The sequence below is a fragment of the Micromonospora sp. IBHARD004 genome (assembly GCF_052814115.1).
This window is the reverse complement of the sequence record NZ_CP199934.1, coordinates 3,195,450-3,207,957: the sequence shown is the minus strand read 5'-3', so window position 1 is coordinate 3,207,957 and position 12,508 is coordinate 3,195,450. Positions and strand designations below refer to the sequence as shown.

Sequence of the window (12,508 nt, the reverse complement as noted above, 5' to 3'; positions counted from 1 at the left end):
GAGCCACCGATCGCAAGGAGAGCGATGGACGAGCAGGCCGTCCGGGCGGCGCTGACGCACTACCTCGCGCACAGTGGCACCGACGAGGACACCGCGCACGAGATCTACCACCCCGACGCCGTCCTGGAGTTCCCGCAGTCCGGCGAGCGGTTCGAGGGGGTGGCGAACTTCCGGGAGTGGCGCCGCCGCTACCCGGCCGCCGTCAGCTACGAGCTCGGCCGGTACGGCTACCAGCCGCCGGCCGAGGTCCGCGCGGCGGCGCTGGCGGCCCTGTACCCCTAACCGGCGGCGTCGTCCGCGGCCGAGCCGGCCGGTCTCGTGCCGAGGTTTCCACCGTCAGCGCAGCCGCTCCCGCCACGGGTGCCCCGGGTGGACCAGCGCCAGAGCCCCGTCGAGCCACCGGCGACCGGCGGCCGACAGTAGCGGCACCGTGACGTCGAAGTCCGCCCGGTCCTTGTCCCGCACGGCCTTCGCCTTGAACAGCAGGACCACCTCCGGGCAGAGGTACGGGATCCCGCCCGGGTCGTGCCGGATGAGCTCCGCGTACGGACGGCGGATCCGCGCGTCGCGGCGGCAGATCCAGGTGCCGCCGTCGTGCGGCTCGCGGAACACGTCGAACCGCCACACCGCCGGCCCGCGCTGCCACGCCCACGTCTGGTGGTGGGCCCGCAGCGCCTCCGGCGACGGCGGTACGGCCCGGCCATCCCCGACGACGTGGAAGTCGCAGTCCGGGAAGCGCTCCGCCACCTCGGCGAACCGGTCGGCGGGCACGGCGATCTCGGTGTCCTCGTGGTCGCGGGTCGGTCGACCGTGTTTGCCGGGGCCCTGCCGCGTCACCACCGCCGCCGCGCGGCCGGTTGCCCTGGCCCGAAACTTGCAGCGATCCGAGTAGACCAGCTTTGACAGGCCGCCGTTTTGCGCTGAAGGAGACGAGAATGAGCAGGCCACTCGGATATCCCACTGATCCCTGGGGACGAAGGTTCGGTCAGCTGGAGGCGCCGATCCCGGCCAGGGCGACCGGGCGGCTGCGCCCGAAGTCGCTTCGGGAGGCGCTCCCCGACGACCCCGATTACCGGAAGTACATCCCGATCGAATACCGGCTCGATGCCAAGCGTGTCGTCGGTGATTTCGCGCAGGATCTGCAAAGGGGACGTTCAGCGCACGTCTGGGTGGAACTCGCTCATGCTGGTCTCCTCACCGCCGAGATATTCGCAGAGACCTCCGCATTGATCGGCGGCCTCGCCATTGCCGGCCCGGCCCTCGCCTTGGTCGGTAACTTCCTCGCGCTCGGCGCGCCCTACCAGGCGGCGGCCGAGACAATCGCGAAAGAGTCGTCGGCTTCGGGATACTCCCGGGGCGCCGTGATGGGCGCGGACGGGCGGTCGGCGCGCCTGGTTCGGGAGTACTACGGCAATCTCGTCTTCCGGAACAGCTTTTTCCCGGACGGAGCCAAGGTCGCGAAGGCCAATCACCACGCCGGCTTGGTCGCCGGCTACCTGCACGGCCGCGTGTTGACTAAGAACCAGCGCGCGATCTTCTGGCGCGACCTCGGTAGCCGAATGGGAGACCAGTCCTATCGCGGCCCGGCCTCGCAGTGGCGCTCCAGGGACTGGAATGACTGGTACACCTACGCCGCCGCTCGTTTCCGGCGCGACCACTTGATCGCGTAGGTGAGGGCCAGGACGGCGAAGGTGGCGTGCGGCCGGTCTGGCCGCGTTAGCCTGCGTGCTCGCGCTGACCGCTTGTGGTACGGACGCACCAACGCGGCAAGAGGCCAGCTCGCAGACCGTGTCTGACGAGGCGGTACCAAGCTGACCGCCGTCGCGACGTCGACTTTCGATATCTGCCATGCTGGTGCAACCAACGGCCTGTGGGGGCACGATCCTTTTCGTCTTCGTTGCAGGCGCGGCGAGACACGATACCTCCGCGCTGACGGCGATTTGGTCGGGGCACTGCGCGACTTGGACGTCGCCGCCAGACAGGCCGATTGCCTGCCTGATGACGCCGCGAACATCGAAGGCGTGGCCTACTACTACGCGCACAGCGGGAGGACCAGCGACGGCCTTCAGTTGTCCTAGCCTGATTTGAGGTACAGCCGTGCGTCTTCGTGGGCTGGTTCTCGGAAGACAACAAGCCGCCCGAGCCGCCAAGCCTAGATCTTGACTGGCAAGTGGTCTTCCTTGAAGACCACCCAGTCGATGTGACAACACTGTGGACGTCCTTGGCCGGACTGATCAGCCCGTCTCCCGGGCCGGCTACGGACAGCGGGAGACATTACCGCACGGGGCGCCGCCCCAGGGCGGATGTCGGACCGCAACAACGGGTACAGGACGGAAGTACAGCAAGCCGACGCAGGATGGCGATCTCCACGTCCTTGGCGTTTGGTGACGGGCCCAGCCCAACCATGGCGAGGACCTGCCGGACGACCGTGAAGGCCAGGGTAGGCACCACCATGGCCCACGCTGGCGGGCCGGTGTCGAGCCTGGTCACAGCCGCGACGCTTCGTGCGGTGTCGGATCACGGACTCGAGCCCTCTGCCCGGATGACCTGGCCCGGATCCTGCTGAAGAGACAGATCGCGAGGTACGCCGTACGGCGTCGCGGTTCTGCCCGGGGAGGTCCAGGTTGTCCCCCACGTTCGAGTTCACCATGGCACCCCGGCTCGGTCTCGAGGTGTCACCAGCGCTGATCGCCTTCGGCGAGATGCTCATGCTGCCGTACGCCGCGCTGCAGAGCCTGGTGGACGACGAACTGAACGCCAACACCGCCCTGGAACGCCTGGAGCCGGGCGAGTGCCCGGTCTGCCGGGGTTCGTGGCGGACGCGCTGCCCGGTGTGTGCGGTGCCGTCCCGCGGCGTCGGCCCGGACCAGCACCGGCCCGCGGCCGAGGTGCCGGACTCCGAGTCGGACTGCCAGGCGTTGCGGAAGGCGGCGCACGCCGAGACGCGTACGGCCGACGCCGCCGCGGTCGACTACCTGATCGACAGCCTCGACCAGCACGGTCTGTTCGACCGCACATGCGCCGAGCTCGCCGCCGAGCTGGGCACGACCGAACAGCACGTGGCCGCGCTGGTCGGGGTGATCCGCCGGTGCGGACCGCCCGGCGTCGGGGCCACGAGCATCGCGGAATGCCTGCTGCTGCAACTCGACGCTCTCGGCCTGCCGGACGACCGGCTGGTCCGCGCGGTCATCGCCGGGCACCTGCCGGCGCTGGCCCGCGGGCACTTCGCCGCGATCGCCGACGGGCTCGGCGCCACCCGCGACGAGGTGCAACGGGCGCTTGACGTGATTCGGCGGCGGCTGCGGCCGTATCCCGCCTTCGACGGCAGGGGCACCGCAGCACCGGCGTACGTCGTGCCCGACGCGGTGATCGGAGCGGACCCCGCGGCCCCGGCCGGGTTCCGGGTGGAGCTGGTGGAGGCGGCGACCATCCGGTTGCGCGTGCGACTCGGTGGGCCCGGCGTCGGGGCGGCCCGGATGTTCCTCGCCCAGCTGCGCGACCGCTGGGAGACGCTGCGCCGGGTCACCGAGTACGTGGCCGGGCACCAGCGTGCCTTCCTGACCGGCGGCCCGGCGCGGCTGCGGCCGCTCACCCGGTCGGAGGTCGCCGCGGCGCTCGACCTGCACGAGTCCACGGTGAGCCGGGCGGTTGCGGAGAAGTACGTGCTGCTGCCTGACCGCACGGTCACCTCCCTGGCGACGTTCTTCGGGGCGAGTGGCGGCGCCGACGAGGCGCTGCGCCGGCTGCTGGTGTCCGATCGCGGCCGGCAGTCCGATCAGCAACTTGCCGATCTGCTGCGCGAGGCGGGCTACCCGATGGCCCGGCGCACCGTGGCCAAGCACCGTGCCCGGCTCGGCTTCACGTCGGCCGCACTGCGGTGATTTCCAGGGCCTGGCCCCTTTCTTGCAGTCATCCGGGGGCGTAGCGACCCCGCATCTTCGACGACGGGAGACACCCATGTTCGACACCACGGTGGCCGGTCAGAACGGCCAGGGCGAGTGGAACCAGGGCGAGGACGAGATGGGCCGCCGCCGTTGGTGGCGCCGCCGGCGGCGCTGGGCCCCCGACGACGACGAGTTCGCCCAGGGCGGCGCCGAGTTCGAGGACGAGTACGAGAACGAGTACGAGGACGCCGGCGAGGAGCAGTTCCTGCCGATCGTCGCGGCCGGCCTCAAGCTGCTGCCCGCCATCCTCGGCAGCCTGGGCGGCGGCAAGGAGGCCGAGTACGAGGAGGGCGAGGAGGGCGAGGACGAGGAACGGTTCATCGGCAACCTCCTGAAGCGGTTCCTCGGCGAGGCGGAGTACGAGGAGGAGGTGCCGCTGAGCCCGGCCCAGGAGGCCGAACTGGCCGGCCGGCTGCTCGAGGTGTCCGATGAGGACGAGCTCAAGCAGGTGCTCGGCAAGATCGTCAACGTGGTCGGCTCGGCGCTGCAGGGCGTGCGGAACGCGGCGAGCTCGCCGCAGGGCCGCGCCCTGGTCGAGGCGATGACGCCGGTCGCACGGACCGTCGTGCCCGGCACGGGCCTGTCGCCGGGCGAGGTCTTCGAGACGGAGACCTCGGGGCTGAGCCAGGAGCAGGAGGTGTTCGAGGCGGCCCGGCAGGCCGTACGGCTGACCGCGGCCGCCGCCCAGAACGTGGCCTCGGCTCCGCCGGGGGCCCCTCCGGAGGTGGTCGGCGAGTTGGGCATCATCCGCGCCGCGAGCCGGCTGGCCCGGCCGTTGTTCGGCCGCGCGTTGCGGGCGGTCTCGCCGCTGGTGCGGAGGGCGCTCGGGGTTCGACGCTACGGCGTATCGCGCGGCGGTTCCCGGTACGGCCGGCCGTACCGCCGGTCCTACGGCGGGTACCGCGGCCCGCGCCACTGGGGCGGCTACCGCGGCCCGCGCTACGGGGGTTACCGATACCCGTACGGCTACCCGCCACCCTCCGGATACGTCGAGGGTCCGCCGGAGCCGATGGGGCCGCCGCCGGCCGCCTTCCCCGGACCGTCGCCGGAGCCACCCGGCCCGCCGCAGCCCGGATACCGCTGGGTCGCGGTGCCGATCGGCGCGCCGGCGCCCCCGGTGGTCCCGCCCGAGCCGGCGCCGTCGGGCCCGGCCGCGCCGCCGGATGGTCCGCCGCCCGGCCAACCCGGCCAGGGCGAATGGAACCAGGGCGAATGGAACCAGGGCGAGTGGGACCAAGGCGAGTGGGACCAAGGCGAATGGAACCAGGGCGAGTACCAGCCCGGCGGCTACGCCCAGGAGGCTGGGGAGGCACCCGGCATGAACGGATCCGACGGCGACGGCCAGGCCGGCCGCTGGGTGCGTCGTCGCGGCAAGATCGTCGTACTGGGCGCCTGAGCGATGACCGCGCACCCGTCCGCGACCAGTCTCCTGGAGCAGGAGACGCGCGCGCTGCTGGCCCGGCTCGCCCTGGTCAAGCCGTTCGTGCTCCAGGAGACCGCCGTCGCGGCGGCGGCGCTGTCCCCGGCGGCGCTGTCCGGCATCGAGGAGTACCTGCTGGCCGGGCGCCGCGAGGTCGGGCTGCGGGCGTGGGCGTACCTCCGATGGCTGCACGGCCCGGGAGCGACCGCACCGGCCGCCGAGCAGCAGCGCCGGTTCTGGACTCTGCGGATCGCCTTTCAGAACTCGCTGTCGCAGTTCGACCTCTTCTCCGAAGTGATCACCCAGCGCAGCGAGAGCGACAACGGGGTTCTGCTGTCCGGTCTGGATGTGGCGGCCGCCGAGGCCCTGCGCGTGCCCGGGGGGCTGGTTGACGGGCCGCCGGTGGTCTGTGCTCTGCATCGCGGTCTCGGTGGGGCGATCCGCCGGGTCCGGACCCGGCTGCCCGGTGGCGGCGAGAACCCGGTCGCCATCATCCGGATCCCGCGCGAGCGGATCGTCGGGTACGGCATCGCGTCGTCGCTGGTGCACGAGGTCGGTCACCAGGGTGCGGCACTGCTCGGGCTCGTCGGCTCGTTGCGGGCGGACCTGCGCCGGACCCGGCGGGGTCGCGGCCGGCCGTCCGCGTGGGACCGGTGGGACCGCTGGATCTCCGAGATCGTGGCGGACTACTGGTCCATCGGACGGATCGGAATCGGTTCCACGCTCGGGCTGATCGCCCTCGTGAGCCTGCCGCCGCCCTTCGTGTTCCGCCCGTCCGACGACGACCCGCACCCCACCCCCTGGGTCCGCGTCCTGCTCAGCTGCGCGATCGGCGACCGGCTCTATCCGGACCCGCAATGGCGCCGGCTGGCCGCGGTCTGGCGGGCGATGTACCCGATCGAGGGCGTCCCGCCGCCGCTGACGGCGGCGATCGCCGATCTGGAGGCCACCATGCCCGCGCTGGTCACGATGCTGGTGAACCACCAGCCACCGACACTGGACGGCCGCCGGCTGGGTGCGGTGCTGCGCAACCCGGAGGTACGCCCGGACGCCCTGCTCCGGCATTTCCGGGCCTGGCAGTCCGACCCGGGCCGGATGGCCAGCGCCCCACCCACGCTGGCGTTCGCGGTGATCGGCCAGGCCCGCGCCAACGGGCTGCTCACCCCGGAACGCGAGGCGTGGATCCTGCGCCGGCTGATCACCGGGTGGGCGGTCACCAGCACACTCGCCACCGCCCGAAACGCTGCCCGCCGCGCCGATGTCCCGATGGTCGTCGGGCAGCCCGCCATCTGGGCGGATCCGCCGCCCGTCACCGACCACCTGTCCCTTGCCATCTGATCGGAGGAAACACCATGACTGAAGTGGTCCGAATGGGCAGCCGAGAGGCCGACACCAGGGAGCTCGAGCTCACCGCGCAGCCGACACAGATCACGACCGGTGGCATCGTGCTGCTCGTCGCCACCACAACCCTCCAGGGCGCCTTCGACGTCACGTGGAGGATCGAGGGACCGGTCGTCCTGTCCCCGCGGGAGACCGCGATCGCGCTGCTCGGCGCGACGACGGTGACCGGCAACCGGGTGACCTTCGAGACGGACGATCCGGACGTCACCGACTTCCAGATCCGAGCGACCCTCGACACCAGTCAGCTCGCCGTCGGCTCCTGGACGGTGTCCATCACGCTGACCCGGGTCGGGATCTCCGAGCGAACGACCACCTATACCGATACGGCGGATCCGATCCGGGTCGTGCAGGCGCCCTTCGCGTCCGGCGACGACGTGTCGGTCAGCCTCCGGCGTGCCGCCGTCGCCCCGACCGCGGACCAGGCGCTCTGGGTGGCGATCCGCACCAGCACCAACGCGCTGGGCTTCGACAACTACATCCGGTTCATGGACCGGGTGTGGTGCGACGGCCGGAACGGGCTCGGCCGCGGGCGGAAGGGCTCCCGCGACACCCGCGAGGAGCTGCGGCGAACCGACCGCCGCACCGCGTTGCCGTTCCCGAACGTGGACCGGTACCGCCTGCTGAAGGCCGCGACCGAGGTCTTCATCATGATCAACTGCCGGACCGACCACGGCGACTTCCGCCGTGTCGACCTCGACGAGGAGAGCGCCCGGCTGAACCGGGACGTGCGTCGGGGTGACCTGGAGGCGCAGTATCGGCGGTACCTGGTGGAGACCCCGGACGGGCGCGGCGGGGAGTTGGACGTGCTGCCGTACCTCGGGCTGGTCCGCCGCAAGCTCGGTGACGTCCCGGTGGTCGGCAGCGGCACGGACGACGACGATGCCGCGGTCTGTTACGGGATCCTGGCCGAGAAGCTCACGAACCCCTGCTTCCTGGAGCTGATCCACTCGTACTGGCTGGAGCGCAGCGGCCTGGTGCAGACCATCAACGCGATCAACTGGCGGTTCCAGAACCGGGCGCCCGTTTATCCGGGACGGGATCCGCTGGCCGGACTGGACGTCGACCCGCTGCGCCCGCTGAACAACATCCTGTGGGGCTGGGCGCAGGACGAACAGCACCGGCTGACCGAAGTCCGTCGCGACAACGAGTACCAGCACCTCTACGGCCTGTCGCTCGGCGGCCCGGACCGGCGGGTGGCGGACGCCCGGTCGCGTTTCATGGGCGCGTTCCACAGCCTGCTCGCCGAGTGCATGGAGTTCTACGACCGGGACGACAACACGGTGGTCATCGCCAACGGCTTCGACGTGCTGAACGGGCTGAAGGAGACCCATCTTCTGCTCACCCAGGGCGCCCACAACCAGTACGGCGACCTGCCCTGGACAGCCCGGCACGAGATGCTGATGAGCCAGTGGATCCTGAGCCGGCCGGAGATGCGCGACTTCCTGCCGTCGCGGGTCATGGTCGACTCCCCGGAGGCCTGGATCGATGCGGTGGAGGGGATGAACCGGCTGCAGGGCTGGTCGGACATCTCGGTGCTGCACTTCCGGGACCTCGCGGCGTACGGCGAGCAGCTGCTGCTGAGCATCCGGTTCGGCGCGTGGACCTCGGTCAGCGACCCCGACCAGGCGGCGAACTGGGCCCGGTACTTCCGGCGCGAGGTTCAGCAGTACTGCCACGCGTACCGCGCCGTAACCGGTCGCGGCATGAACCGGCGTCCGGAGACGTCGTCGAACGGGTATGCCCGGCGGCGGCCGTACCCCACGTACCGCGGCTGACCGATGCGCCCGCCGCCGATCATCGACGCACACTGCCACGCGGGGCCCGGTGACGGGTTCACCGGGCCCTGGGACACCGAGGCCCCCTTGGGCAGGTACCTGAGGCGCTGCGACGAGGCCGGCATCTGGCGGTCGAACCTGTTCGCCGCCTTCCACACCGACTACGCCGTCGCGAACGAGGAGGTGGGCTGGATCGTCGCCGCCCGGCCCGACCGCTTCACCGGCTTCGCGTTCGTCCACGCCGAGCGGGACCGCGGTCGGGTGCTGCCGCTGGTCCGGCGGGCGGTGGACGGGTTCGGCTTCTGCGGCGTCAAGGTGCATCGGCACGACGCGCGGCTCAGCCGCGAGATCTGTGAGGCGGCGCGCCGACTGCGGCTGCCCGTCCTGTACGACGTGGCCGGCGAGACCACCCAGGTCGCGTTGTTCGCCGCCGCGTACCCGGACGTCGACTTCGTCATCCCGCACCTGGGCAGCTTCGCCGACGACTGGGGCGCGCAGGCCGCGTTCTGCACCGTGCTCGCCGAACGTCCCAACGTCTACACCGACACGTCCGGCGTACGCCGATTCGACCTGCTGCTGCGCGCGGTGCGTCGGGCCGGGCCGCACAAGGTGCTGTTCGGCTCGGACGGTCCCTGGCTGCACCCGGGCGCCGAGCTGGCGAAGGTACGCCTGCTGGGCCTGCCGCCGGCCGCCGAGGCGCTGGTCCTCGGCGGCAACTTCCTTCGGCTCACCCGGCCGGCGCGACTGCGGTTTCGCCGGACGGCAACGGGGTCGAGCCGGGCACGCCCAGCGAGCGAGCCGCTAGCCGCGGGTTCCCGCCCTGGTTGAGCATGGCCAGCCGCACCACCTTCTCCTGGACGCCGGCGGTGATCTCCTCGAGGGTGTCACCCCGCGCGAGGCGGCCCCGGACCCATTCCTCGAGTCCCCGATCGGTGGTGGCGGCGGGGCCGGCCGGCGGGCGCTCCCGGTCCGGGACATCGCCGATGCTGATCTCACCGTCGCCGAGGTGTCGGTGAACGATCCGCAGGGCCAGGCCGCGAAGGTCCCGGACGTTGCCCGGGTACGACCGGCGGACGAGGAGCTCCCGCACCGCGCCGGAGAGCGGGGGCGGTTCGCGACCGGGCGTCGCCTGCCGGAAGAAGTGCTCCACCAACGGGATGATGTCGCCGACGCGTTCGCGCAGGGCGGGCAGGTGCAGCGTGCAGCCGGAGATGCGGTGGAAGAAGTCGCCGCGGAAGGCGCCGGTCGCCTGCCCGACGGCCAGGTCACGGTTGGTGGCGCAGATCAGCCGGAACGTGCTCTTGCGCCAGATGTTGCTGCCCACCCTCTTGTACGTGCCCTCCTGGATGACCCGCAGCAACTCCGCCTGCAGGGTGACCGGCAGCTCGCCGACCTCGTCGAGGAACAGGGTGCCGCCGTCGGCCAGCTCGAAGGCGCCGGCCCGGGCCACGGAGGCGCCGGTGAACGCGCCCTTGTCGTGCCCGAAGAACTCGCTCCCGGACAGCGACGGCACGACGGTGCTGCAGTCGAGGATGACCAGCTTCTTCTTGGCGGGACGGGGATCGAGGTCGTGAATCAGCTGAGCCATGCGTTCCTTGCCGGTGCCACTCTCGCCGGTGATGAGCACGGCCGCCGTGGTGAACCGCGCGGCCTCGACAGCTTCGCGGAGCACGGAGCGCCATACCGCACTGTCGCCGACCAGGAATTCCCGCACGTACGGACAGTCCAGCAGTTCGTCGACGACCTGCCAACGGCGCAGTCGCCGCGCCACCGCGGGGGCCACCTCGTCGCCGGTCCAGGCGAGCACATCGGAGGCGCCGGCCCGCAGGAGTGCCCAACCGGCGTCACCGACAGGCGCTTCCGACGGGGACAGGACGAGCAGCCGGCCGGGACCGGCGAGGGCCCTGACCCGGTCCGCGGCACCGGGACGGCGCGGGTCGAGGACCACGATGCCGTTGCGGGCGTGCGGGCATGGCCGGACGCCGGCCGCGGCGAGGGCCTCCCGCAGCGCAGCGGTCCGGGCGGCCGGCAGACCGGCGGCGTCCAGCCGCGCCTCGACGGGCGCGGCCGGCCGCGAGAGGGACGTCTCCGGGGCCATGCCCGAGGCTCAACTCTGCGCGGTGGCCCTGGCGGCGCCCCGGCCGCGCGGGGCGGGCGATGTCTGCTGCTTGCGGGGACGCGCCGGCTTGTCCTCCGCCGGCTCCTTCGCGAGCGCGGCTCCCGCCGCGGGAGCGGCGTCGTCGGCGCGAGCGGGGGCATGCTCACCCTCGCCCGCGTCAGGGCGTGCCGGCGCACTGACGGGAGCGGGGGCATGCTCACCTTCGCCCACGCCAGGGCGTGTGGGCGCACCGTCGTCCATGCGGGCGGCCCGCGAGGTGGTCGGGCGCCGCAGGATGGCTGGGCTCTGAGTGACTGAGCTCTGTGGCGGCTGCGAACGCTGGTCCTCGGTGGACTCGGCGGAGCCGACCGGCAGCGGAAGCACGTCCCGGAGGATCTGGAAGGTGTAGTCGGGTGTCGGCGGGAAGGCGTACACGATCTCCGCGCTACCGACGGCCTTCTGCAGCGCCTCGGCGGCCCTTGCCGCCTTCCGGAGCGAACGGTAGTCGCGGTACGCCCGCGCGATGACCCGCCGCTGACCATCGCGATACAGCACCAAAACCCAGGAATAGCGATCGGAAGCGCGTTCGATGATTTCGAGGAAGTAGCTGTTCACGGCGGGACCCTCCGTCGAAGCCGGATACATCGTAAGAGCAGGTGAGGCGGTGCGAATCGCATGCGTCGGCAATCCGATTCGACGCGGCTGCGAGCTGCCTTCTGCCCGGCCGCGACGAACCGCCGACTACGGATGCGCGCGCCGATAGGCGGCCAGTGCGCGTGCGCCGTGTGCCCGGCGGCGAGCCAGCGCCTGCTGCACCGCCGGATCGCCCGGCTGCCCGTTGACCACGACCGCCGGCCTCTCGAACCGCAGCAGGACCACGTCGGACGCTCGGTCCACGGTGATCCCGGGCGACCGCAGTGTGGCGTCCACCTGGCCGTAGTCGCGGCGCAGCTCGGTGACCAGGTAGTCGACCTGGGCGTCGAGATCGGACAGGATCGCCGAGCCCGGTCGCCGGCCCTGGAGGCTGTGGCTGAACAGACCGGCCCGCCGGTTGCGGCTGGTCCACTGGGCGATCCCGACGCCGGGCAGCTTCGGTCCCAGCCGCCGGGTGTAGTCTCGGTCGCGGATCTCGTCGGGCGTGAAGGTCCGCACCCGTCCGCTGAAGTCGGCCGCACGCATCGGTGTGCCCTCGGCACTGCCCTCGATCCGCTCCGGAATCACGCCCGACTCTGCGATGAGGTTGCCGACCAGGCCCGCCGCGCCGTTCACCGGATAGCCGTACCGGCGGACGAGCAACTCCATGACCCGCACCGCGCGGCCCTCGACCCCGGCGGGAGCCGGTGCGGCGGGTGGAGAAGACGGCGCACCACGGGTTGGCGTGAGCACCGGTCGCTGGCCGCCGCAACTGATCACGGCGAAGAACCGGCTCTGCTTGCCGGCCAGGCTCAGCCGCCCGTCCGGCAGGGTGGTCAACCACTTCCGGCCGACCGTCTGGTCGACGTTGCCGCCGATCACCCAGATCCCGCCGGAACCGATCTCGCTGACCACATCGCAGTGCGTCGGCCGGTACTGCCCGTCGCCGATGTTGTCGTACGTCGCGCCGCTGCCCGACCGCGAGGCGCACACCAGGTCGCCGATCCGCGGCACGATCTCGTCCGCGCGGTACGCCCAGAACGGATTGCCGGTGACGCCGCCGAGCCGGTTCCGCCGCGCCGCCCGGATGTAGGTCTGATGGGCCCGCGAGTACGCGAAGGCGGGTCCGGCGCCCGCGATGCGCATCACGTACGAGATGAAGACCGCGCTCCAGCCGGTCCAGCAGCTGACCCAACGTGGCTCGATGCATCATCACCGCTGACGGAAATCGGCAAGC

11 protein-coding genes are annotated in these 12,508 nt (G+C 71.8%); 7 read left to right on the top strand and 4 right to left on the bottom strand.

What is annotated here, in order from left to right; translation table 11 throughout:
• Positions 1–24 precede the first annotated feature (24 nt).
• Complete coding sequence (locus tag ACTWO6_RS15565; protein WP_446220324.1) at positions 25–282, top strand: hypothetical protein; 258 nt, start codon at positions 25–27, stop codon at positions 280–282.
• A 54-nt stretch (positions 283–336) separates the two neighbouring features.
• Here ACTWO6_RS15565 and ACTWO6_RS15560 read toward each other — a convergent pair whose 3' ends face one another.
• On the bottom strand, positions 337–837 hold the full coding sequence (locus ACTWO6_RS15560; RefSeq protein ID WP_446220323.1) for a hypothetical protein: 501 nt from the start codon (positions 835–837) through the stop codon (positions 337–339).
• Positions 838–935: 98 nt separating this feature from the next.
• Here ACTWO6_RS15560 and ACTWO6_RS15555 point away from each other — a divergent pair, with 98 nt between their 5' ends.
• The 6 genes from ACTWO6_RS15555 (at position 936) to ACTWO6_RS15530 (ending at position 9,368) form a co-directional block, all read left to right on the top strand.
• Positions 936–1,670, top strand: a complete 735-nt coding sequence (locus ACTWO6_RS15555) for a hypothetical protein (protein ID WP_446220322.1) — start codon at positions 936–938, stop codon at positions 1,668–1,670.
• 954 nt (positions 1,671–2,624) lie between these two features.
• The gene (locus tag ACTWO6_RS15550) at positions 2,625–3,881 is read left to right on the top strand and encodes an RNA polymerase factor sigma-54 (RefSeq protein ID WP_446220321.1); all 1,257 of its coding nucleotides are present in this window, start codon (positions 2,625–2,627) and stop codon (positions 3,879–3,881) included.
• A gap of 76 nt (positions 3,882–3,957) precedes the next feature.
• Positions 3,958–5,340: a hypothetical protein gene (locus ACTWO6_RS15545; protein WP_446220320.1), complete on the top strand. Its 1,383-nt coding sequence runs from the start codon at positions 3,958–3,960 to the stop codon at positions 5,338–5,340.
• Between the two features lie 3 nt (positions 5,341–5,343).
• Complete coding sequence (locus tag ACTWO6_RS15540; RefSeq protein ID WP_446220319.1) at positions 5,344–6,702, top strand: hypothetical protein; 1,359 nt, start codon at positions 5,344–5,346, stop codon at positions 6,700–6,702.
• 14 nt (positions 6,703–6,716) lie between these two features.
• The gene (locus tag ACTWO6_RS15535; protein ID WP_446220318.1) at positions 6,717–8,540 is read left to right on the top strand and encodes a hypothetical protein; all 1,824 of its coding nucleotides are present in this window, start codon (positions 6,717–6,719) and stop codon (positions 8,538–8,540) included.
• 3 nt (positions 8,541–8,543) lie between these two features.
• Complete coding sequence (locus ACTWO6_RS15530; protein ID WP_446220317.1) at positions 8,544–9,368, top strand: amidohydrolase family protein; 825 nt, start codon at positions 8,544–8,546, stop codon at positions 9,366–9,368.
• Here ACTWO6_RS15530 and ACTWO6_RS15525 read toward each other — a convergent pair.
• The 3 genes from ACTWO6_RS15525 to ACTWO6_RS15515 form a co-directional block, all read right to left on the bottom strand.
• A complete protein-coding gene (locus ACTWO6_RS15525; RefSeq protein WP_446220316.1) occupies positions 9,268–10,638 on the bottom strand; it encodes a sigma 54-interacting transcriptional regulator in 1,371 nt (456 codons plus the stop codon). The genes ACTWO6_RS15530 and ACTWO6_RS15525 overlap by 101 nt on opposite strands.
• A gap of 9 nt (positions 10,639–10,647) precedes the next feature.
• A complete protein-coding gene (locus ACTWO6_RS15520) occupies positions 10,648–11,253 on the bottom strand; it encodes a hypothetical protein (protein WP_446220315.1) in 606 nt (201 codons plus the stop codon).
• Between the two features lie 126 nt (positions 11,254–11,379).
• A complete protein-coding gene (locus ACTWO6_RS15515) occupies positions 11,380–12,417 on the bottom strand; it encodes a phage tail tip lysozyme (protein WP_446220673.1) in 1,038 nt (345 codons plus the stop codon).
• Positions 12,418–12,508 lie beyond the last annotated feature (91 nt).

What these genes read in the sequence shown, in the direction of transcription:
- ACTWO6_RS15525 (WP_446220316.1), bottom strand. Translation starts at nt 10,638, where the DNA reads ATGGCCCCGGAGACGTCCCTCTCGCGGCCGGCCGCGCCCGTCGAGGCG.
- ACTWO6_RS15555 (WP_446220322.1), top strand. Translation starts at nt 936, where the DNA reads ATGAGCAGGCCACTCGGATATCCCACTGATCCCTGGGGACGAAGGTTC.
- ACTWO6_RS15545 (WP_446220320.1), top strand. Translation starts at nt 3,958, where the DNA reads ATGTTCGACACCACGGTGGCCGGTCAGAACGGCCAGGGCGAGTGGAAC.
- ACTWO6_RS15565 (WP_446220324.1), top strand. Translation starts at nt 25, where the DNA reads ATGGACGAGCAGGCCGTCCGGGCGGCGCTGACGCACTACCTCGCGCAC.
- ACTWO6_RS15515 (WP_446220673.1), bottom strand. Translation starts at nt 12,417, where the DNA reads ATGCGCATCGCGGGCGCCGGACCCGCCTTCGCGTACTCGCGGGCCCAT.
- ACTWO6_RS15535 (WP_446220318.1), top strand. Translation starts at nt 6,717, where the DNA reads ATGACTGAAGTGGTCCGAATGGGCAGCCGAGAGGCCGACACCAGGGAG.
- ACTWO6_RS15530 (WP_446220317.1), top strand. Translation starts at nt 8,544, where the DNA reads ATGCGCCCGCCGCCGATCATCGACGCACACTGCCACGCGGGGCCCGGT.
- ACTWO6_RS15540 (WP_446220319.1), top strand. Translation starts at nt 5,344, where the DNA reads ATGACCGCGCACCCGTCCGCGACCAGTCTCCTGGAGCAGGAGACGCGC.